Below are 22,200 nucleotides of genomic sequence, written 5' to 3'. Positions count from 1 at the left end.
CCCCAGGGAGATAGACGTGAACGAACTGGTTTTTTTCATCAATAATGTGGTGATTTCGGGCAGCGTCAGCGGCTCTATTTATGCCATTGGGGCCATTGGGGTAACGCTGATTTTCAGCATTATGCGCTTTGCCCACTTCGCCCACGCCGACATGATGACCTTCGGCGCCTTTATGGTGCTTCTGCTTACCACGCTGTTCCCAGCAGCGGGCGCCAGCCTAGGTGTACCCACCGCCGTGCTAATGCTGCCTCTGGCGATGCTGCTCACCGCCGCTTTGGCCGTGGGGATCGATAAAACCTTCTATAAACCGCTACGTGCCCATGGGGTCAAACCGATTGTGCTGGTGATTGGCTCGCTGGGGGTCACGTTGATTCTACAGGGCTTGATCCGCCTCTTTTCCGGCACCGGCGGGCAGAGTTTATATGTCGACGACCGTAAAGAGATCTTCCGCCTTGCGCTGCCCTTCGAGGGTGCCCGTGCACCGATTGTGGTTACCGAACCGCAGATTTATCTGTTCGTGATCACTATCGTTGCGGTCGTCGCACTACACCTTTTCCTTAACCGTTCGCGGTTAGGCAAGGCAATGCGCGCCATGTCGGATAACCCTGAACTCGCCCAAGCATCGGGTATTAATACCAATACCATCGTGGCGGTGACCTGGATGATTGCCGGAGCGCTGGCGGCTATTGCTGGAACGCTGCTCTCCTTAGACGTTACCTTCAAACCCGATTTGAGCTTCTTTCTGCTGCTGCCTATTTTCGCCGCCGCTATTGTGGGGGGCGTTGGTCACCCTTACGGCGCCATTGCCGGTGGCTTTGTGGTCGGCTTTGCCGAAACCCTGGCGGTGTTTAACTGGAATGTGCTGCTACGCCCCTTCCGCGACAGCCTGCCCGCCTGGCTCGAGCTACCGTCGAATCTGGCCTTTGTGGGTACCGAGTACAAAATTGTGGTGCCGTTTTTCATTCTGGTAGCCATTTTGGTGTGGCGTCCCACCGGACTCTTTAAGGGCAAGGTGATCTAATGAGCAACTCAGAAAAAACGCGCAACCCTGCCTACACTCCCCAAGACGCCACGTCTGCCCGTCGCTTCCCGCTGCGCGAGCTGATTCTGTTTGGTGTGCTGCTCGTAGCGGTTTTGGCGGTCTACGCCATCATGGGCGCCGCCTACAGCACGCGCATGCTGGTAGAAGCTGCCTGCTACGCCATCCTCGCGCTGGGATTAACCATCCAGTGGGGCTATGCCGGTCAGTTCAACGCCGGGGTAATGGGCTTTGTCGCCCTGGGTGGCTTCTGTGCGATGTTTTTCAGTGTACCGGTCAACGATGCCTTCTGGGGCACGGCGCTACCCGGCGAATTTGGCCGCGTGCTGCTTTATGGCGCAGCCGCTATTGTATTGATTGTTGGCGCCAGCAAGCTGGATCGACTGGGCGTACCCAAGCCCCTGCGTACGTTGATCGCGGTGGTGCTGGGTGTGGTGCTTTACCTCGTGGTGATTAGCCAGCTGCGTGAAGTCACTGATGCGATTGAAAGCCAGGCAGGCTTCGTCGGTGGGCTGGGCTTACCGCCCTGGATCGGCTGGATTGTCGGTGGCGCGCTGGCGGGTGGCGTCGGCTACTTTATTGGCCATATCTGTTTGGGCTTGCGCAGCGACTATCTGGCGATAGCCACCCTCGGCATTGCCGAGATCATCAAGGCGTTTCTAAAGAACTCCGACTGGCTGACCCGCGGCACCGCTACGGTTTCCCCACTTCCCTGGCCCACACCGGGGCCTGCCGAACTGGGGTTTACGCTCTCACGAGCGATCTACCTTTCGTTTACGGCGGTGATCATCGCGGTAATCTTCTTTTTACTCAATCGCGCCTACAACGCCCCTTGGGGCCGTATGATCCGGGCGATTCGCGACAATGAAGTCTCCGCTGCGGCGATGGGTAAGGATATCAACAAACGGCGTCTGGAAATCTTCGTGCTGGGCTGCATTCTGATGGGCTTGGGCGGCGGCATACTGGGCACCTTCAACAGCCTCTTCGATCCTCAAGGCTACCTGCCGCTCAACCATACCTTCCTGGTGTTGGTGATGGTGATCCTGGGCGGACCGGGCAATAACCTGGGCACCATTTTTGGCGCCGTGGCGGTGTACATTATCTGGATTATGTCCGAGCCCCTGGCGCTGTTCTTAATGCAGTTAGCGGTGGCCTTTGGCGAAGGCGCTTTCGGCTGGGATGCACCAGGCAATATGGATAGCCGCGCCCTGCAGGCACGGGTGCTGGTGATTGGCTTATTGATCACCATGGTGCTGCGCTTCGCGCCCAAAGGGCTACTACCCGAGAAAATCAAAAGTCACAATTGATATGACCTATGAGCTAAGCCCGGCGCGCCAGATCTGGCGCGCTTTCGGGCAGCAACAGGTCACCAAGCGCCTTCAGTACGACAAGTTTTGGTAACAATCAATACTCGTATAACGAAAAGCGTGGGGTGGGGCTCACTCACTGATAATCTCCCAATGGCCCGACTTATCTGACCCTACTCTTTTCAACCTGCCCGCTTGCTGTAACTTGGCCATCGCACGGCCAATAGTACGTATGTCTTTCCCTGTGGTGTCGGCTATTTGCTGGCGAGTAATCGCCGGGTTGTGCTGAATTAACGCCATGATCGCTTCAGGTGTTTTTAGCCCAGAGACATTTACAGGGGCGTTTACAGGGACATTTACAGGGGCGTTTTGTACTAGTGTCTGAGCGATGACCGATAACATAAAATGAATAAAGGGCGTGCTCTCGGCTTGCTGATCCGCTTGTTCAAGCGCTTGGTAATAGCGCTGCTGGTTGTCTTTGATAACGCTTTCCAGCGGCAACGATAAAAACAGCGGATGCCATTGCGACAAAATCAGCGTTTGCCACAAGCGTCCCATGCGACCATTGCCATCGTTAAAAGGATGGATAAATTCAAACTCGTAATGAAATACACTGCTGGTAATTAAAGGATGGTCTTTAGCCTGTTTTAGCCAATGGGTTAAATCCTCCATTAGCCCCGATACCTGATGAGCAGGTGGCGCAACATGATGTACTACATTCCCTTTGTGGATGCCCACCGCTTTATGCCGAAACTCGCCAGCATTTACCAGAATATCCGACATCATCAAGCCATGGGCGGTGAGTAAGTCATTGATGCTATCAGGTTGCAGCTTGGGTAAGGCATCGTAAGCCTGAATCGCCCCTTTGACCTCAGCCAACTCGCGCACACTCCCCATCACGCGCTGGCCGTCTACAATCGCGGTGACCTGCTCTTCAGTCAGGGTATTGCCTTCAATCGCCAACGTTCCGGTAATGGTTTTAATGCGGTTTTGCTTGCGCAACTGAGGCGAAGCATCCAGTGCATTAGCGTTCAGTCTGCCCACTTGCTCGCTGATCTCTGCGACCAGATTGAGAATATCGGCGGTGATGGTAAACGGGGGTTTATAACTCATGGGTTTAATCATCCCCCCACACATTCAGAATTTAATTCTGATCCTATCACACGTGGAATTGCAGGGAAGATTAAGGACAACAAGGTGGGCCATGCCAAATAAAAAATGCCCGACTTAATAAGCCCGGCATTTTTAACACTAATGCTGAGAATTAAAGATCAACCTGACCTTTGCTGGTAAAGGTGCCGTCTTCCACAGCCATCTCGACCACCACGCCAGGCACGTCGCCGTTGTCATCGAACTCATGCGAACCAGAGGCGCCTTCGTAGTTGATGTCGGTGCCTGCGGCAATCAGCTCAACCGCTTTTTCCCACTCGCCGGGCAGAATGACCTCGCCGGGGGCGCTGGAAACACTGCGCAGTGCTTCGGAAAGGCCTTCACGCTCGGCGCTGCCGTTCTGCTCAATCGCCAATGCGACCAGGAAAGCGGCATCGTAGGCCTGGGCGGCAAATACTGCGCTTGGATCGAAGCCAGCAGCTTCGGCGGCTTCGATAAAGATATCGGTACCGGGCAGGTCAGGGCTGCCGGGGCGCGTGGCGATCATGCCATCCAGCACGTCTGCACCGATGGCTTCAATAAGGCTATCGCCGACCATGCCGTCAGCACCTACGTACTGGGTAAACATACCGCTTTCATAGGCTTGGCGCAGCACGGTCTGACCCGAGGTGTCGGCGTAGGCCAGCACGACGAGAGTATCCACGCCACTGACTGACAGTGAGCCTAGCTCAGAGCGATAATCCGCGCGGTTATCTTCGTGGGCAAGGTTCTCAGTAATCTCACCTCCGCCGGCTTCAAAAGCAGCGCTAAAGGCGTCAGAAAGCCCCTGACCATAATCATTGTTGACATAAGTGACCGCCACTGCGTCGATACCTTTTTCAAGCAACAGCTTGGCAAGGATCTCGCCCTGGAAAGCATCCGACGGCACGGTACGGAAGACGAGATCATTATCGTCCAGCTCAGATACCGCAGGGGCAGTCGAAGCGGGCGACACCATCAACACACCACCGGGAATGGCGGCGTTATTAGCCGCAGCAATGGTCGCACCAGTACACAGCGCACCGACAATCGCGGTGACATTTTCAGAGTTCACCATGCGGTCGGCGGCGTTAGAGGCAGCCGATGCATCGGAACAGGTGGTATCACCGGACGGCATCACCAACGTTTGGCCATCTAGAATGCCGCCCTGCTCATTGATCTGCTCTACGGCTAGTTGAGCACCTTCAAAAATGGGTGGCGTTAAACTTTCGATTCCCCCGGTAAAGCCGCCCAAGAAGCCAACTTTGACCTCTGCCTGTGCGAACCCGGTCATTGCCAGGGTTGAGGCCGCCACAGCGGTGGCTAATGCGCGCTTATTGATCATATTATTTGTCGCTCCCAGTGTCGTAAAAAGTTGTGCAATTTTTTAGTGTGCCCCAGCGGACAATCGTTAAGGCTGCTATTAATCTGGAACTGGAACGGCAAAAACACAAGCAACGCTTTCTAACGCTCCTCGCCTTCCTCAAGATATCGCCTGCGTTCAGCGAGCTGCTTTTGAAGGCGTTTGCGTCGGTAAAGCCGCACCAACGCAATCGTTAACGCAGTGACCAGCATGGCGGCCAACACCACACCCTGCCAGGGGCGAGCCGCATTGCCCATCACCGTTTCCAGAGTCATTATCAGGATCAAGCCAATCGCCTGGGATCCGATCGCTAGCGCGCGCAGCTTATCGAAAGCGGGTGAGGGCATAACGTCTCCGTAATTTTCAGCTCAAATGATATGGTCTCCTAGTGTACCTGCTTCGCAGCATGCTTAACTGGAAACCTGAATCAAAAACCTAAGCTGAAAACCTACGTTGAAAACCTGAACGGGATACCCATGAACGCCATTGCTCTCGGCCCGCTACTGATTTCGCTACCACGCCTGTACGCCGTTGGCTGTGCGCTGCTACTGCTGCTCTGCGCGCGCTTCTTGTTAGGGCTGCCCCGCCCGGCTCAGCAGCGCTGGTTTACCGGGCTTATTATTGTTTGGTTAGTGGGCGCTCGGGTGGGCCATATCCTGCTCAACCTGGATAGCTATAGCGACGCCCCGCTTGAAGCGCTCAAAGTGTGGCAACCCGGCTACCATGGCCTATGGGGGATGACGGCTGGCCTGGTATGGACGGCCTGGACGCTGCGGGCGCGGTTATTGGCTATGGGCGGTGCAATGGCCATGCTGGTCGCCGCCTCCAGCCTATGGCTGGTGCTGGTCACCCTGGCGCCCCTGGGCAATGACTTTGCGGTTGACGCCCTACCGGAGATCACCCTTGAGGATGTGGAAGGCAATGACGTGCATCTGCCCTCACTGACCGACAACGCTGACCTGATTATCGTCAACCTGTGGGCGACCTGGTGCCCTCCCTGCCTGCGTGAAATGCCGCTGCTCGAGGAGGCCGCAAAACGCGATGGTGTCAGCGTGGTGGTTGCTAACCAAGGCGAAGACCTACTGCCCATGGTGCGCTACCTGGATGAGCAGCAGCTTGAATTTCGCTACGCCCTGCGTGACCCCAGCCAGCAGCTGATGGCGCTTTTTCAAGCACCGGGATTGCCCACCACAGTGCTGTTCGACGGCCAGGGGAACACCCTGGATATCCACGTTGGCGAGCTTACTCGCGCCCAGCTGGATCGCTGGTTACAAGATTGATGCCGATACACCTTAATCCCCCCGCTGCTTTGCGTTAGAATCCCCCGCCCTGTTGCTGCCGGCGCTCACTACCGGCGGCAGTCGACCCGTTTTGCAGACTCTCCCGAGGCATCATGAGCGATTTTTCTCCCGGCCAACGCTGGATTAGCGACGGCGAAGCCGAGCTTGGGCTCGGTACCGTGCTTAACTGCGACGCCCGTAGCGTTACCATTTTGTTCAGTGCCAGTCAGGAAACCCGTACCTACAACACCCGCCAAGCCCCGCTGACCCGCGTTATGTTCGGCAGCGGCGACCGCGTACTCTCTGCTGACGGCTGGCAGATCGTTGTCGATGACAGCAAAGAGTCCAACGGCCTGATCACCTATATCGGTGAAGACAAGGAAGGCAATCTGCGCGAGCTGCCCGAGGCCAAACTCGCCGATACCATGCAGTTCGACCAGGCTCGCGACCGCCTGCTGACCGGCCAGGTCGATCGCAACGACTGGTTTGATTTGCGCTTTCGTACCCTGCACCACTATCAACGTATCGAGCAGCACAGCGCGCTGGGCTTTTCTGGGCCGCGCATCGATCTGATACCCCATCAGCTCTACATTGCCAATGAAGTTGCCAACCGCCATGCACCTCGGGTACTGCTGGCGGACGAAGTGGGCCTGGGTAAAACCATTGAAGCTGGCCTGATTCTGCACCGCCTACTGCTCAATGGCCGCGTAGAGCGGGCGCTGATTCTGGTACCCGACAGCCTCACTCACCAGTGGCTGGTCGAGCTGCTGCGACGCTTTTCGCTCAACGTCTCGCTACTGGATGAAACCCAGAGCCAGGCCCACGGCAGCGCCAACCCCTTTGAGAGCGCCCAACTGGTGCTAGCGAGCCAGGGCTGGCTATTTGCCAACCCTCAGCGTCAAGAGCAGGCACTGGCCAGCCAGTTCGACCTGCTGATTGTTGACGAAGCGCACCACCTCGACTGGAGTGAAGAAGGCAGCGGCCCCGGCTATCGGTGCGTCGAACAGCTTTCGGCGGTGATTCCCGGCCTGCTGCTGCTCACCGCGACCCCCGAACAGATGGGTATCAAGAGCCACTTTGCCCGCCTGCGGTTGCTGGATAGCGAGCGCTACCACGATCTTGAGCGCTTCAAAGCCGAAGAGAGCCACTACACCGAAGTGGCCCGCGCCATCGACGCCTTGGAGGCACTGCCTGACGACCCTAGCGCCCGTACCGACGTCTCTGCGGTAGCCGATGACCGCGACAGCCAGGCGCTGCTGGCCATCCTGTGCAACCCGGAGGCAAGCAAAGCGCAGCAGGACACCGCTCGCGACCAGCTGAGCGAAGCGCTGCTGGATCGCCACGGTACCGGTCGAGTGATGTTCCGCAACAGCCGCCGTCACGTAGGAGGCTTCCCGGAGCGGCGCTTAAACCTGGCACCGTTAGCGCTGCCTTCGGCCTACCGTCGCGTGGTGCGCCGCTTAGAGCGCGACGACGACTACCTCGACGAGCTGTTGATCGAGACCGGCATGGATCACCCCGACGTGCTGATCTACCCCGACGCGGCCTACCGCGAGCTCAGCAATGATCCCCTCAATGGCGAAGACTGGTGGCACATCGACCCGCGGGTTAACTGGCTACTGGAAAAGCTTAGCGACGACAGTGAGAGCGGCTTCGCCAACGAAAAAGTCCTGGTCATTGCCCACCACCGGGAAACCGCTGAAGGCCTTGCTGAAGGGCTACGGGTGCTGGGCGGCTACCACGCTCCGGTGTTCCACGAAGACCTCTCCCTGATCGAGCGTGACCGCGCGGCGGCGGCGTTTGCCGATGAGGATGAGGGCGTACAGGTGCTGGTCTGCTCGGAAATTGGCTCGGAGGGGCGCAACTTCCAGTTCTGCCGCCACCTAGTCATGTTCGATATGCCCCAGCACCCAGATCAGCTCGAACAGCGCATTGGCCGCCTGGATCGCATCGGTCAACGCCACGCTATTGAGCTGCATATTCCTACTTTTGAGGGCAGCCCCGGCGAGCGTCTGCTGCGTTGGTACCACGAAGGTATGGATGCGTTCAGTGCCCCCCATGGGGTCGGCAACGAGCTGTTTGATGCCTTTGGTGACGCCCTGGCTGATGCCTTGCTGGATGATGAGGCACTTGACGAGATCATCGCCGAAACCCGCACGATGTTTAGCGCCAAGCTGGCGGAGCACGATGCGGGCCGCAACCGACTGCTGGAGCTCAACGCCTGCCGCCCCGCCCGCGCTCAGCAGGTGATCGACGCGGTGCGCGAGCTTGACGATGACGCCGCCCTGCCGCGCTATCTTGAGCGAGCGTTGGATATTTTCGGCGTGGATAGCCAGGAGATCGGCAAGGGCTTAATGCACCTGCAGCCCAGCCAACATATGCTGGATGGCCTGCCGGGCCTGGTTAAAGGTGAAGAGGGCTTTACCGCCACCTACAGCCGCTCCCAGGCGCTGGCCCGTGACGATGTGCAGCGGCTCTCCTGGGAACACCCACTGCTGCGTGAAATGATGGGTCGGGTGCTGGATGGCACCATGGGCAACTCGGCGCTGGCTCTGCTGCGCCACGACGCCATTCCCAGCGGCCGCTTGATGGCCGAGCTGGTGTTTCGCACTCACTGCCCGGCACCCAAGAAGCTGCACCTTAACCGCTTCCTGCCACCCACCGCGGTGCGTTTGCTGCTGGATGAATCGGGCGCCAACCTGACCAGCAAGATCTCCTTCACCGGCTTGGGCAAAAACCTGCAGAAGGTCAACAAGTCGCTGGCGCGGGATTTGATCAAGAGCCGTCACGACCAGCTGCGTGAACTGCTAACGCAGGGTGAAGGCGAAGCCGAGCGCCAGTTGCCCAGCATCGTCGAGAACGCCGAAGCGCGTATGCGCACTCAGTTGGACGCCGAGATTGCCCGCTTAACGGCACTTGCCGAGCACAACCCGGCGGTGCGCAGTGCGGAAATCGACGCGCTAAAAGATGAGCGCAAGGCACTTAGCGAAGCCATTGAAAACACTCGCCTGCGGCTGGACTCAGTACGGGTGATTATCACCGTTGATGCCGACCGCTAAAGGATCGCCTCAAGCGCCTTGTCCAGGGTGGGGTATTGGAAGCTAAACCCTGCCTCTTCCAGGCGCACGGGGCGCATATCTGCTCCGGTCAGCAGTAACCGCGACATTTCTCCAAAGCCCGCTTTTAATACAAAAGCGGGTACTGGGAAAATGGCCGGGCGATTGAGGTGACTGGCCAGGGTTTTAGTGAAGGTGGCATTAGTCACTGGATGCGGGGCGCAGCCATTGAAGGCACTGCTCAAGCCCTCTTGATTGATGAGAAACAGGATCGCCGCGACTAAATCGTCGCGGTGGATCCACGGCATAAACTGCTCACCGCTGCCAAAGCGGCCACCCAGCCCCCACTTAAACGGCGGCAGCATCTTCTCCAGGCTGCCTCCACCCGCCTCTAGCACTAGGCCAATGCGCACAATTGCCAGCCGCACGCCCATGGCCTCAATAGGCTTAGCGGCTGCCTCCCACTGTTTGCACAGCCGATGGGCAAACTCATCGTTAGGCATGGTCTTCTCAGTCACCACGCGCTTGCCCTGATCGCCGTAGTAGCCCATCGCTGAACCCGATACCATCACCTTGGGCAGCGGCTGGCCGTTAGCTTTGAGCTGCTCGCAAAGCGCCACCAACTGCTCGGTCGCCGCCACCCGGGAGTTAATCAGCTTGGCTTTCTGCTCATCGCTCCAGCGCTTGGCGGCAATCGGCTCACCGGCCAGGTTAACCAAGGCGTCCGGAGGCGATTCAATAAACGCCTGGGCGCTATCGCGAATGTCACAATTGTTCGGCAAACGATCCCGCACTTGGTGAGGCGAGCGGGAGACCACCTGCACCTCGTGACCCTGTTCAACTAACTGCCGGCATAGTCGCTGGCCGACAAAGCCACTGCCTCCGGTGATTAATACACGCATGGGGTTTTGCTCCTGTTGGTGGCATCGTTGAAATCCTGCATAGCCGCCTGGCCGACACTTACCTATCAGGCTAGTTCACGCGGCCGGCAGGCGCACAATGATGATCAAAAGCGCTGCTTATCGCTGGCGCTATGCGCAGCCATCAACTACTTGCGCACATGATTTCTTATACAATGCAAGTGGCCTGGCTCTGTGCGGCGACAGCTTCCGCGACGGCCGCGTTGAGGATGCTTGGCTATCCGGCCACCGTTTAGGAAAGGCGCTAATAGGCCGGTCGGTTCAATAAAGAGCGAGCTTAAATGATTAAGAAGGATTCTTATAAAGGTTGTACCGGGTAGCGACAAGTTGTACAAATGGGCATACAGTATCGTGCTAATGTTTAGTTTTTAAATCAGGCAACCTTTAAATGGAACATGAATCACCTTCGCCGCGGCGAACAATAACAAGCCCCTGCAGCGCCGCGCTGCAGTCAACGAAGAGGTACTGGCGCCCATGAGTCTTAAGGCGACCCACCCCCCCGATACGCCACTCTATCCGATACGCGAGGTTTCTCGCTTAACTGGGGTGAATTCGGTCACGCTTCGCGCCTGGGAACGACGTTACGGGCTAATTCGCCCCCAGCGCACTCCGAAAGGTCATCGTCTTTACGCTCAGGACGACATCACCCGCATCGAACGCATCCTGCAGTGGCTCAATCGTGGTGTGCCGGTCAGTCAAGTCGCCGACTTGCTTGACCAGCCAGAAACAATTGAAGCCCCGTCACCTGATGCCGGAGACTGGGCGAGCCAGCGCCAGCAGTTGCAAGCTATTATCGAAGCGTTGGATCTCGCCAAGCTGGAGGCGTTTTATCATCAGAGTTTGGCGCTCTACCCACTGAGCGTGGCCATTAATGAACTCTGGCAGCCAGTTATTTTGACCTTAGAAGCCAAGTGGGCCATTCAGGCAGACCAGCTTGTTCGCCGCACGTTGGAAGCCTTTCTGCGCAGCCAGGTGGGCATCCGCTTGCACTATGCCAATCAGGCTACCCGTGGCCCGCTGATTCTACTCAACGCCATGCCCGACGACCCCGGCCCGCTGTGGGTACTGATGTCGGCGCTAATGGCCAGCGAGCAGGGCTACCGGGTGCAGATGCTTGACCACTCGCTGCCGCTTGAGGATCTTCCCCAGGCAGTGGCGCGGCTGCACTCGTCCATGGTGCTGCTCTCTAGCGGTCAGCGGGAGAGCGATAGCTATATCAACCAGGCGCTGCCTAAAGCGGCTGAGACGCTTAACGTACCCATCGGCGTATGCGGCGAAGTGGCTCGTCTGCGCGAAAACGATTTGCGCGATGGGCCAGTACACATGCTGGGCGATGACCTGCCTCAGGCGATTGCCCGGTTGCGCCCACTGTTACGCGAGTCTGGCGTACTCTAACCAGCGCGCCTTTATTCTGGCCGTTCGCCTTCGTGGCGACCGGCCATTTTTTTGTGCCGCAGGAGGCCCCTATGACCGGAAAGCCTATAAAGCATCAGTTGATATGGCTGCGCAGCGACCTGCGTATTGACGACAACAGTGCCCTCGCCGCCGCCGCGGTTAAGGGCCCTGTGATAGCGGTGTTTTTGCGCAGCATTCCTCAGTGGCAAGCGCATGGCCACGGCGCTAATAAGCTGGATTTTTGGGCGCGCGGCGTCGCTAGCGTCAAAACGGCGCTTAACGGTTTGAATATTCCGCTGCTGCATCGCGATATTGAACGTTATGACCAGGCACCCGAGGTGCTGCTTGAGATCGCTCGCGAATATGATGTTGAGCAGTTGCACTTCAATCACGAGTACGCGCTCAATGAGCGCCACCGCGACCAGGCTGTGCAAGACGCCTTCAAACAGGCCGGGATTACCGCACATGGCTACCACGATGCCATAGCGTTTGCCCCCGGCAGCCTGCTAACCGGGAAGGGCGACTACTACGGGGTATTTACACCGTTCTCCAAGGCGTGGCACAAGCAGGTCAGCGCTGATCAGTTGGCGCTGCGCGCGACGCCACAGGTACAAGCGGCGCTGGATATTCAAAGCGACCCGCTGCCTGAACTTCCCAAGCTTGATAGCTCCCCTATCGATGGGCAGCTGTGGCCAGCCGGTGAAAATGCCGCGGCGGATAACTTAGCGCGCTTCCTACGCTTTCGTGGTCGTCACTATAACGCCCAGCGCGACCTACCGAAGGTGCGCGGCACCAGTGAACTGTCGCCCTATCTGGCGCTAGGCATGATCTCCCATCGCCAATGTTTACAAGCGGTGATGAGCGAAAACGGCGACCACTTAGCCGATGGCGATACCGGCCTTACTACCTGGGTCAACGAGCTGGTCTGGCGAGAATTTTATCAGCACGTAGCGGTGGGGTTTCCGCAGGTATGCCGTTACCAGCCCTTTCAGGAGCATACCAAGCAACTAGCTTGGCGTGACGATGACGAAGGCTTTCAGGCTTGGTGCGAGGGGCGTACGGGATATCCCATTGTTGATGCCCCCATGCGCCAATTAGTGAACACCGGCTGGATGCATAACCGACTGCGCATGATCACGGCGATGTTTTTAAGCAAACATCTACTGATTGATTGGCGACGCGGTGAAGCCTTTTTTATGCGCCACTTGATTGACGGTGAATTCTGCGCCAATAACGGCGGCTGGCAATGGGCGGCCTCTACGGGTACTGATGCTGCGCCCTACTTCCGTATTTTCAATCCCACCACCCAATCCACCCGTTTTGATGCGGACGGTGAGTTTATTGCCCACTGGCTGCCTGAGCTTGCCAAACTACCCGCCAAAGCGCGCCACGCGCCACCTCAGGATCTGCTTAGCGACGTCGATTATCCAGCGCCTATTGTCGATCACAAGGCAGCACGTCAGCGCGCCTTAGAGGCATTTAAATCGCTCTCTAAATAAATCTGTTGTAGCAACTACTAGGGAGACCGTGATGGCTGAGCCTGCGGTATTAGAGGCGTTCTGCGCCTTTTTTAATAAACTAGACAATACCTGTACAGAAAAGCTATACGAGGTATATACTGAAAATATAATTTTTAGTGACCCGCTGCACCATATTGAAGGTCGCGACGCGTTAGCGCTTTATTTTTCAACCATGTATGAAAATGTCGAGCAGTGCCACTTCACTTACCACACTCGACAGTTACAGGGTCAGCAAGCATTTGTCACCTGGAGCATGACGTTTATTCATCCCCGATTGGCAGGTGGCCAGCCGGTCAATGTGGAAGGCTGTAGTGCACTTACCTTTGCCGCCGATGGGCGCGTTGAGCGTCATCGCGATTATTTTGATGCGGGCGCCATGCTTTACGAACATTTACCGCTGATGGGAAGCGCCATTCGCTGGTTAAAAAAACACCTTGCCTAAGCGATAACATCACCGCAGGGAACCCGAGGAGGCTTAATGAGCACATGGAAAACGCCCCAACGCATTTGGTTAACCGGTGCCACCTCCGGCATTGGTGAAGCGCTTGCGCGTAAGCTCATCGCCCAAGGCCACCAGGTAGTGCTTAGCGCGCGCAGTGACGAAGCACTCGAAGCTCTGAGCCATGGCCACCCCAATGCCCACCCTCTCCCGCTGGATATCAGCGACCGTCAAGCAGTGCTCAAGGCGGGTAACGACATCCGCGAGCAGCTCGGGGCGTTAAATTTGGCGCTCTTTAATGCCGGCACCTGCGAATATCTGAATGCTCAGCAGTTCGATATGGACTTAGTCGAGCGGGTTTTGAAGCCCAATCTATTCGGCACTTTGTACGGCGTCGAAGCCGCACTGCCGCTGTTGCGCGCGGCGCGCAAAGAGGGCCTCCTGGCTCGGTTAGCCGCCACCTCCAGCGCTTCAGCCTATTTACCGCTACCTCGTGCGGAAGCCTATGGGGCGTCTAAAGCCGCGGTAAGTTACTTTTTAGAGTCGCTGCGCTTAGACCTTGATCAGGAGGGCATTGAGGTCAGCCTGATCCACCCTGGCTTTGTGAAAACGCCGCTCACCGAACGTAATGACTTCCCTATGCCGATGCAGGTAACGGCAGAGCAAGCAGCTGATGCCATTATCGCGGGGCTGGTGAAGGGGCGGCTGGATATCCACTTTCCACGCCGGTTTACCTATCTGGTCAAATTGCTGGGCATTTTGCCCCCCACTGTGCGCCGTCAGATTGGCCTGCGCATGACCCGCAGCCAAAAGGAGTCGTCATGAGCACCATGGCATCGCAAAGTTCTGGGGCATCACAACGTATTGCCATTGTTGGCAGCGGTATTAGCGGCATGGCAGCAGGCTGGTACCTCTCCGCCCAACATGACGTCACGCTGTTTGAAGCAGATTCACGCCTGGGAGGGCACACCGCCACCATGGACGTGAACGTTGCGGAAGACTCCTACGCTATTGATACCGGCTTTATTGTCTTTAACGACTGGACCTATCCGCACTTTCAGCGCCTTATGGCCACCCTGGGCGTCGCCTCACAAGCCACCGAAATGAGTTTCTCGGTACATGAAACAGCGCGGGATTTTGAGTACAACGGTCATACCTTGGGCTCGCTGTTTGCCCAACGACGCAATTTGTTTAATCCCTCTTTTTATCGCCTGCTGGGCGACATTCTGCGCTTTAACAAGCAGGCCACCAACGCGCTGGAGAGCCAACAGCTTCCCGAACATATAACCCTGGGTGAATACCTGGATCGCAACCACTACAACCGCGATTTTCAGCAGCGCTACTTACTGCCCATGGGGGCTGCCATCTGGTCGGCCAGCATCAGTGATTTACGCGCTTTCCCGCTGGCGTTTTTTGTGCGTTTTTTTCGCAATCACGGCCTGCTATCGGTCAACCATCGCCCCCAGTGGTACACCCTGGTGGGCGGTTCGAAAAGCTATATCCCCGGTCTGACGGCGCCCTATGCATCGCGTATTCACCTCAATACACCGGTCACCCGAATTACCCGCAACAGTACCGGCGTTAGTATCACCACGCCCTCCGGAACCCAGCGCTTTGACCAAGTAGTGCTCGCCTGCCACGCCGACCAGGCCCTTGCCATGCTGGGCGACGCCAGCGGCGACGAGAAAGCGATCCTCGGCGCCATGCCGTACCAGGATAACGAAGTGGTGCTACATACCGACACCGCCCTGCTGCCGCGGCGCAAGCGCGCCTGGGCGAGCTGGAATTACCGCCTGGATCAGCGCGATAGCGAAGCACGGGTATCGGTCACTTACGCTATGAATATCCTTCAACGGATAGAGAGCGACACCACTTTTTGCGTGACCCTGAACGACAGCGCCAGCATTGATCCAAACAAGGTGCTGGGCCGCTACACTTACGCACACCCCCAGTTCACCCTGGCTGGCCAAGCGGCTCAGGCACGACACGCCGACATTTCGTCTACGGCCCATCGCACCCACTTTTGCGGTGCTTACTGGCGTAACGGCTTCCACGAAGACGGCGTGTGGAGCGCACTGCGGGTGGCGCAAGCGTTAGGCTGTGATGAAGCCGCCCCGCCGCCTGCGCCACCTTCCGCGCTACCTGCCCATGAGCTGCTAACGCCGCAAGGTGTCGAGGGGCTGAGTTGATGGCTAGCATGCTGACTGAAATGACAGCTGGGATAACCACCCAGCCACGCTCGCGTATTTATCGTGGCACCCTACGCCACCGGCGCTTTACGCCCAAATCCCACGCCTTTAGTTACCAGCTATGGATGGCCTGGCTGGATCTGGACGAGCTGCCCGAGCTGTTCGACAAGGTGCCCGGCTTTAGTGCCCGTCGCCCTGCGCTGGCGCGTTTTCGTCGCGAAGACTATCTGGGGCCGGTTGATCGCCCGCTGAAAACCGCCGTTCGCGAAGAGCTAATTCGGCAGTTGGGAAGCGCGCCTAATGGCCGTATCTGCGTGCTTACCCAGCTACGCACGCTGGGCTGCATGTTTAACCCTATTTCCGTCTACTACGCTTACGACCACCTGGGGCGACTGACAGCCGTATTAAGTGAGGTCACCAATATGCCCTGGCGTGAGCGCACCTGCTACGCCAGCGCGGTGGATCCCTCACGCCATAGTCACCAAGCGCATTTCGATAAAGACCTCCACGTCTCGCCGTTTAACCCCATGGAGATGACTTACCGTTGGAAGTTTAATGCACCCGGCGAAAAGCTCTTTCTGCATATGGAAAATTGGCAGGATCAGCAGTGCCATTTTGATGCCACGTTGACCCTTGACGCCTCACCCGCCACCCGCGGCACGTTGCTAAAAGCCTTGGCTCGCCAGCCATGGATGAGCCTGAAAACCATTGCGGGTATTCATTTTGAAGCGCTTCGCCTGTGGCTTAAGCGCGTCCCCGTTTATAACCACCCCAAGCGCAAGGAGACTTCAAAGTGACGACCCTGCGTTCCACGCCCCCTAACCTTCAACCGGTTGCCGAAAGCCGCTTAACCAAGTGGCTAAAGCCACGCCTAATGGCCCAACTGGACACCTTTCGCGGCGGACGTATCACCCTGATTGAGGGCAATCAGTGTCATCACTTGGGTCAGCAAGGCCCGCTGCAGGTGACCGTGGTGATACGTCACTCCCGCGCTTGGAAACGTCTCGCCTTTGGCGGCACGGTAGGAGCTGCCGAGTCGTATATGGACGGCGATTGGGACGCCGACGATCTGGTCGCCCTGGTACGGCTGTTCGCTGCCAACCTTGAGCATGTGAATGGGAAAATGGAGAACGGCAGCGCTCGCATTGCCCGCTGGCTGCTGGGTGCCGCCTACCGCTTTCAGCGCAACAGCCTAACTGGCTCGAAACGCAATATTGCCGCCCACTACGATATTGGCAACGATCTGTTTTCGACGTTTTTAGATCGCCACCACTGGATGTATTCAAGCGCCGTGTTTCCCTATCCCGAAGCCAGCTTGGAAGAGGCCTCTACCTACAAGCTCGACTTGATGCTGGAAAAGCTCGATGTGCAGCCCGAGCATCACCTGCTAGAGATTGGCACTGGCTGGGGAGGGCTGGCGATTTATGCAGCCAAAACCCGTGGCTGCCGTGTCACCACAACCACCATTTCGGACGAGCAGCACGCCCATACAGCAAAACGCATCATGGAAGAGGGGCTGGAGGACAGAATCACCCTGCTTAAGCAGGATTACCGGGAATTGACCGGCCGCTATGACCGGCTCATTTCGGTAGAGATGATTGAAGCGGTGGGGCATCAGTACCTCGATACCTACCTCAACAAGCTGGATAGCCTGCTGACCGACGATGGGCAGGCCATGCTGCAAGCCATCACCATCCGCGATCAGCGCTTTGAAGAAGCTAAACGCGATATGGACTTTATCAAGCGCTACATTTTTCCTGGCGGCTTTCTTCCCTCGCACCACGCCATGTTAACCAGCGTTATGCGTAAAACGTCGCTGAACATCGTCGCGCTGGATGAAATTGGCCCACATTACGCGCGCACATTACGCGAGTGGCGCCACCGCTTCGAAGCCAGCCTGGAGCAGGTGAGAACACTGGGCTACGACGAGCGCTTTATTCGCATGTGGCGTTACTACCTGTGCTACTGCGAGGGTGGTTTTATCGAGCGCTCCATCGGCACCTGCCACCTACTGCTGGCGAAACCCGCGGCGAAACCCCTTCCGCTCACAGGCGCGCTCTAAATGGTATCGTGCAAGTGGCAGACGCTGGTGTTGAATGCCCTGCGCTTTGAGGCTGGCTGGCTACTATGCGTACTCGGTGGTTCATGGGTAGCAGCCTTTGCAGGGGGCAGCCTGTTGGCCTGGCATCTATGGCGCTGCGCGTGGCCCGGAGAGTGGCGCTTTATCGCCGGATTTGCGCTGCTGGGACTAGTGATTGATGGAGGCTTGCAATTACTAGGTGGTTTCGATTTTAACGATCAAACGCTGGTGCTAGGGCTTCTGCCGCTATGGCTATGGATGCTCTGGCCGCTGTTTGCCACCCTGGTCTATCACTCACTGGCCTGGCTGTGGCGCTACCCGCTGCTAGCCGCGCTATGTGGTGCCATTAGTGGCCCACTCTCTTATTATGGCGGCGCACTACTGGCAGAGGTGACCCTGTCGGCTTGGTTACTGCCCGCTCAGGCGCTCGTTTGGGCGTTGCTTTGTGTGGGTATTAGCTATTTTAAGCCTATGAGGCAGAGGGGACGGTGACTGGTGCAGGCACCAGACGTTTTTCCAACTCAGCGGCGGCAAGCGGCCGAGCAAAGTAGAACCCCTGTACGGACGTGCACCCGGCATTAACCAAGAACTGACACTGCTCTTTGGTTTCAACACCTTCGGCAATCACTCCTAGCCCCATGCCTTCCGCCATCGCTAGCACCGCCTTAACAATCGAGGCGTCCGCCTGATCGTGCGGCAGCTCTTTAATGAAGGCCCGATCGAGTTTAATTTTGTCCACCGGCAAGCGCTTCAAATAGCCAAGCGACGAATAGCCCGTACCAAAGTCGTCGATGGCAATCGCAAAGCCTTGATCCCGTAGCGCCTGCAAGCGTGGCCCCATATCCCCCGCACGCTCGTCGAGTAGCACCGACTCCGTCAGCTCTAAGCCAATTTGCGAAGACTTCAGTTGGTAACGCTTTAGGCAGGTCGTCAGTTGGCTCTCCAGGTCACCTTGAAACAGCTGCAGTGCCGAAATATTGACCCAAATTGTTAGCTTGGGCATAGCACTATTACGCCAATGGGCCTGCTGGGCACAGGCTTTTTCGATCACCCAGGCTCCCAGTTGACTCATTAAACCATGCCCCTCGGCCAACGGAATAAAGTCGCCTGGGGAAATCATGCCATCCTTGGGATGGCGCCAACGCAGTAACGCCTCCATGCCCACCAGCTCGCCGCTGGCAGGGTCATGCTGGGTTTGATAATGCAGTTCCAACTGGTCACCGGAAATAAGCGCGGCGCGCAGGTCACTGACCAGCGCCAGTTGAGGATTATCCTGCTTATCCAGCGCCGGGCGAAAGCGCTGACTTAAGTTACGTCCTAGCCGTTTGGCGCTATAAAGCGCCGACTCTAAGCGCTGGAAGAGTACGCCGGAGTCGTTACCATCTTCAGGCACGCGACAGCTGCCAATCGTGAGCCCTAAGCGCAGCGAGTGGTCGTTAATTTCAAAGGGCCGACTCATATGCTCACGCAGGGTGGCTACCCACTGGTCGTGATCGTCAAAAGTGGTGGTACGGATTACCATAAACTCATCGCCGCCCAGGCGCCCTACCACGCTCCCTGCTACATAGCCTGTTAGCCGCTGGGCAAAACGTGCTAACAGCCGATCACCCTGCTCAACCCCCAGGCTATCGTTGACTGATTTCAAACCATCTATATCCACCAGCGCCATATCCAGGCTCTCACCTGCGCGTAAATGGCGCAGCCGAGAGGCAAGCAGATCGTGGAGACGGCGACGGTTAGGCAGCCCAGTGAGAGGGTCCTCATAGCCGATACGGCGTAAATCGCGCTCACGAGCTTTTTGTGCCGAAATATCGGCAAACAAATTAATAAAATGGGTAATGTTGCCGCGTTTGTCGGTCACGGCACGGACTTTTAGCCACTCGGGGTACTCGTCGCCGTGTTTACGGCGGCTCCACATTTCACCTTCCCAGCGGCCGGTGCTTTTTAGCGTACTCCAAAACGTTTGATAAAAGGCTTTGTCATGGCGTGGGGCTGCCAGTGTCTCCAGCTTCAGCCCTTGAATCTCTTGGCTGGCATAGCCGGTAATTTCGGTAAATGCTGGGTTAACCACCATCACGCGATTTTGCGCATCGCTAATCACCATGGCATCGCTGGCAAGTCTTAACGTATCTTGCGACAGTCGCAGACGTAGCTGCTGTTGACGCACTTGTTTCCAGGCGTCCCACAGCCCAAGCGCGACCAGCGATGCTGCCACCAGACGTAGCATCGCATCAGGTATCCAAACACAGGCGGGAAGCGCCGTCAGTGCGACCCAAACTAACGGACGATTGAGTGAAACAGGAAGCCACATGGCGATTCGCTATACCCTATACAAATTAACTCAGATAAAAATTAGCGTTAGGTGCCATGCTGATCATGCCGCCTAATAAGTCACTTGGATACTCTATATTACGGCAATGGAACACTTATTGTGCATAATCGGTTATTAATGAGCCAAGCCGCTCACTTTTAGTGCTATCGGCCAACCCGCTAAAATCTCTAGTGATGGACGATAAATAGCCTGTTACGTGCATTCAGCGGTTTCGGGAAGTAGACTAGCCACACAACCAATTTGATATTCGGAACGATTCAGTGACCAAGCAACATTCCTTTGATCGCGAAGAACTGCTGGCCTGCTCCCGCGGCGAGCTATTCGGCCCCGGAAATGCACAGCTCCCGGCTCCTAACATGCTGATGCTTGATCGCATCAAGCACATTCACGAAGAGGGCGGTGAGCATGGCAAGGGCGAGCTGATCGCCGAGCTGGATATCACGCCTGACTTGTGGTTCTTTGACTGCCACTTCCCTGGGGATCCCGTTATGCCTGGCTGTTTAGGGTTAGACGCCATGTGGCAGCTAGTCGGGTTTTACCTGGGCTGGCTAGGCCACCCTGGTCGCGGACGTGCGCTTGGCTGCGGCGAAGTTAAATTCAGCGGACAGATCCTGCCGGATGCACAAAAAGTGACCTATAGCATTAATATTAAGCGTATTATTACCCGACGTCTTATCTTGGGTATCGCCGACGGCACCGTAACCGTCGACGGACGCGACATTTATCAGGCTAATGATCTGCGCGTTGGCCTATTTACCTCCACTGCGAATTTCTGAACAGGAGGCTCCCATGCGACGAGTGGTAGTCACCGGCCTTGGCATCGTATCGTGCCTTGGCAACGACCAACGACAGGTCCTGGACGCGCTCAAAACTGGGCGTAGCGGTATTCGTTTTAAGGAAGAGTATGCCGAGCGTGGCTTCCGTAGCCATGTGGCAGGCAGCGTCGATATCGATCTTGAAGCACTCATTGACCGCAAACTGCTCCGCTTTATGGGCGACGCGGCGGCCTATGCTTACGTTTCTATGGCCCAAGCCATCGAAGACGCTGGGCTAAGCGAAGCGCAGGTCTCCAACGAGCGTACGGGGCTTATTGCGGGCTCTGGCGGTGCTTCAAGCGCTAATCAGGTTGAAGCAGCCGACATACTGCGCGAAAAAGGTCTGCGCCGCGTTGGTCCTTATCGCGTCACTCGGACAATGGGTAGCACTGTGTCAGCGTGCTTGGCAACGCCGTTTAAAATCAAAGGCGTCAATTACTCCATCTCTTCTGCCTGCGCGACCTCCGCACACTGTATTGGCAGCGCGATGGAACAAATTCAGCTTAACAAGCAGGATGTGGTATTTGCCGGTGGCGGAGAAGAGGAGCACTGGACCCTCTCCTGTTTGTTTGATGCCATGGGTGCGCTCTCTACCCACTACAACGATACCCCTGAAAAGGCCTCACGCCCTTACGATAAAGCTCGTGACGGCTTTGTTATCGCCGGCGGCGGTGGCATGCTGGTGTTGGAAGAACTCGAGCACGCTAAAGCCCGCGGCGCCAAGATCTATGGCGAACTGGTGGGTTACGGCGCGACTTCTGACGGCCATGATATGGTCGCCCCTTCGGGAGAAGGTGCTACGCGTTGCATGCGTCAGGCGATGGCAACGGTCGATGGTGATATTGACTACATCAATACCCATGGCACTTCGACCCCCGTCGGCGATGTTGCCGAACTGAAGGCGATACGCGAAGTGTTTGGGAATACAACACCTGCCATGAGCTCGACCAAATCGCTCACCGGCCACTCCCTGGGGGCTACCGGTGTACAGGAAGCGATCTACTCACTGCTGATGATGCAACACAACTTTGTTGCCGCCTCAGCGAATATCACCGATTTGGATGAGCAGGCCGACGGCTTTGATATTGTCACCGAACGCCGCGATGACGTGACGATAGAACGTGCCTTGTCTAATAGCTTCGGCTTTGGCGGTACCAATGCGTGTTTAGTCTTCCAGCGTTTCAACGACTAACGCTAGTACGGCTACTCGCATGATAAGCATAAAAACGGCGCCCATTGTGAACTGCACCCCAAAAGTTGGACGCTCATCCAACGATTGGGGTGTTTTTCATGACGAAACATAATGAAGCGTTCAAGTTACTAGTAGTGCAACGCTA

At 56.9% G+C, this 22,200-nt stretch carries 19 protein-coding genes; 14 read left to right on the top strand and 5 right to left on the bottom strand.

The features are described 5' to 3' along the window. The first annotated feature begins 16 nt into the window (after nt 1-16). Both RO22_RS17125 and RO22_RS17120 read left to right on the top strand, forming a co-directional pair. Nucleotides 17-1,021, top strand: coding sequence for a branched-chain amino acid ABC transporter permease (locus tag RO22_RS17125; RefSeq protein ID WP_022520880.1), 1,005 nt, complete (start codon nt 17-19; stop codon nt 1,019-1,021). After that, nucleotides 1,021-2,346, top strand: coding sequence for a branched-chain amino acid ABC transporter permease (locus RO22_RS17120; RefSeq protein ID WP_009288155.1), 1,326 nt, complete (start codon nt 1,021-1,023; stop codon nt 2,344-2,346). Before RO22_RS17125 ends, RO22_RS17120 begins: the two co-directional genes overlap by 1 nt. 132 nt (nt 2,347-2,478) lie before the next feature. Here the strand turns inward: RO22_RS17120 and RO22_RS17115 are convergent, their stop codons facing one another. From RO22_RS17115 to RO22_RS17105, 3 genes are all read right to left on the bottom strand, one after another. Further along, nucleotides 2,479-3,459, bottom strand: coding sequence for a Fic family protein (locus tag RO22_RS17115; RefSeq protein ID WP_039860234.1), 981 nt, complete (start codon nt 3,457-3,459; stop codon nt 2,479-2,481). Nucleotides 3,460-3,610: 151 nt separating this feature from the next. Continuing rightward, nucleotides 3,611-4,819 (bottom strand): ABC transporter substrate-binding protein, encoded by a 1,209-nt coding sequence (locus RO22_RS17110; RefSeq protein ID WP_009288157.1) that lies wholly within the window; start codon nt 4,817-4,819, stop codon nt 3,611-3,613. Between the two features lie 119 nt (nt 4,820-4,938). After that, on the bottom strand, nt 4,939-5,184 hold the full coding sequence (locus RO22_RS17105; protein WP_041158911.1) for a hypothetical protein: 246 nt from the start codon (nt 5,182-5,184) through the stop codon (nt 4,939-4,941). 129 nt (nt 5,185-5,313) lie between these two features. Here RO22_RS17105 and RO22_RS17100 point away from each other — a divergent pair, with 129 nt between their 5' ends. Both RO22_RS17100 and rapA read left to right on the top strand, forming a co-directional pair. Then, nucleotides 5,314-6,117, top strand: a complete 804-nt coding sequence (locus RO22_RS17100) for a TlpA disulfide reductase family protein (RefSeq protein ID WP_041158910.1) — start codon at nt 5,314-5,316, stop codon at nt 6,115-6,117. A 113-nt stretch (nt 6,118-6,230) separates the two neighbouring features. Further along, complete coding sequence (gene rapA, locus RO22_RS17095) at nt 6,231-9,176, top strand: RNA polymerase-associated protein RapA (protein ID WP_027958784.1); 2,946 nt, start codon at nt 6,231-6,233, stop codon at nt 9,174-9,176. On the opposite strand, the gene RO22_RS17090 is transcribed toward rapA, so the two are convergent. Continuing rightward, complete coding sequence (locus RO22_RS17090) at nt 9,173-10,075, bottom strand: TIGR01777 family oxidoreductase (protein ID WP_041158909.1); 903 nt, start codon at nt 10,073-10,075, stop codon at nt 9,173-9,175. The two genes, rapA and RO22_RS17090, sit on opposite strands and share 4 nt — an antisense overlap. A 492-nt stretch (nt 10,076-10,567) precedes the next feature. Here RO22_RS17090 and RO22_RS17080 point away from each other — a divergent pair, with 492 nt between their 5' ends. The 8 genes from RO22_RS17080 to RO22_RS17045 all read left to right on the top strand — a co-directional run bounded on the left by RO22_RS17080 (nt 10,568) and on the right by RO22_RS17045 (nt 18,208). Beyond that, complete coding sequence (locus tag RO22_RS17080) at nt 10,568-11,488, top strand: MerR family transcriptional regulator (protein ID WP_009288159.1); 921 nt, start codon at nt 10,568-10,570, stop codon at nt 11,486-11,488. Between the two features lie 86 nt (nt 11,489-11,574). Beyond that, on the top strand, nt 11,575-12,987 hold the full coding sequence (gene phrB, locus RO22_RS17075) for a deoxyribodipyrimidine photo-lyase (RefSeq protein ID WP_152618920.1): 1,413 nt from the start codon (nt 11,575-11,577) through the stop codon (nt 12,985-12,987). Between the two features lie 31 nt (nt 12,988-13,018). Continuing rightward, nucleotides 13,019-13,450, top strand: a complete 432-nt coding sequence (locus RO22_RS17070) for a nuclear transport factor 2 family protein (protein WP_041158907.1) — start codon at nt 13,019-13,021, stop codon at nt 13,448-13,450. A gap of 36 nt (nt 13,451-13,486) precedes the next feature. Next, nucleotides 13,487-14,272 (top strand): SDR family NAD(P)-dependent oxidoreductase, encoded by a 786-nt coding sequence (locus RO22_RS17065; RefSeq protein WP_039860229.1) that lies wholly within the window; start codon nt 13,487-13,489, stop codon nt 14,270-14,272. Beyond that, on the top strand, nt 14,269-15,636 hold the full coding sequence (locus RO22_RS17060; protein WP_041158906.1) for an NAD(P)/FAD-dependent oxidoreductase: 1,368 nt from the start codon (nt 14,269-14,271) through the stop codon (nt 15,634-15,636). The genes RO22_RS17065 and RO22_RS17060 overlap by 4 nt, the downstream gene beginning before the upstream one ends. Then, on the top strand, nt 15,636-16,433 hold the full coding sequence (locus tag RO22_RS17055; protein ID WP_241254316.1) for a DUF1365 domain-containing protein: 798 nt from the start codon (nt 15,636-15,638) through the stop codon (nt 16,431-16,433). Before RO22_RS17060 ends, RO22_RS17055 begins: the two co-directional genes overlap by 1 nt. After that, nucleotides 16,430-17,698, top strand: coding sequence for an SAM-dependent methyltransferase (locus RO22_RS17050; protein ID WP_041158905.1), 1,269 nt, complete (start codon nt 16,430-16,432; stop codon nt 17,696-17,698). Before RO22_RS17055 ends, RO22_RS17050 begins: the two co-directional genes overlap by 4 nt. Next, nucleotides 17,699-18,208, top strand: coding sequence for a DUF2878 domain-containing protein (locus tag RO22_RS17045; protein WP_022520893.1), 510 nt, complete (start codon nt 17,699-17,701; stop codon nt 18,206-18,208). Here RO22_RS17045 and RO22_RS17040 read toward each other — a convergent pair. Further along, on the bottom strand, nt 18,186-20,027 hold the full coding sequence (locus RO22_RS17040) for a putative bifunctional diguanylate cyclase/phosphodiesterase (RefSeq protein WP_041158904.1): 1,842 nt from the start codon (nt 20,025-20,027) through the stop codon (nt 18,186-18,188). The two genes, RO22_RS17045 and RO22_RS17040, sit on opposite strands and share 23 nt — an antisense overlap. Before the next feature lie 281 nt (nt 20,028-20,308). On the opposite strand from RO22_RS17040, the gene fabA reads away from it, so the two are divergent. Next, entirely contained in the window at nt 20,309-20,824 is a 516-nt protein-coding gene (gene fabA, locus RO22_RS17035; protein WP_022520895.1) for a 3-hydroxyacyl-[acyl-carrier-protein] dehydratase FabA, read from the top strand. Between the two features lie 13 nt (nt 20,825-20,837). Continuing rightward, nucleotides 20,838-22,055, top strand: a complete 1,218-nt coding sequence (fabB, locus tag RO22_RS17030) for a beta-ketoacyl-ACP synthase I (RefSeq protein ID WP_022520896.1) — start codon at nt 20,838-20,840, stop codon at nt 22,053-22,055. Nucleotides 22,056-22,200 lie beyond the last annotated feature (145 nt).

It is taken from the genome of Halomonas sp. KHS3 (assembly GCF_000830495.1).
In the GTDB taxonomy this organism is placed as follows: domain Bacteria; phylum Pseudomonadota; class Gammaproteobacteria; order Pseudomonadales; family Halomonadaceae; genus Vreelandella; species Vreelandella titanicae.
This window is presented reverse-complemented; position numbering and strand designations above follow the sequence as displayed.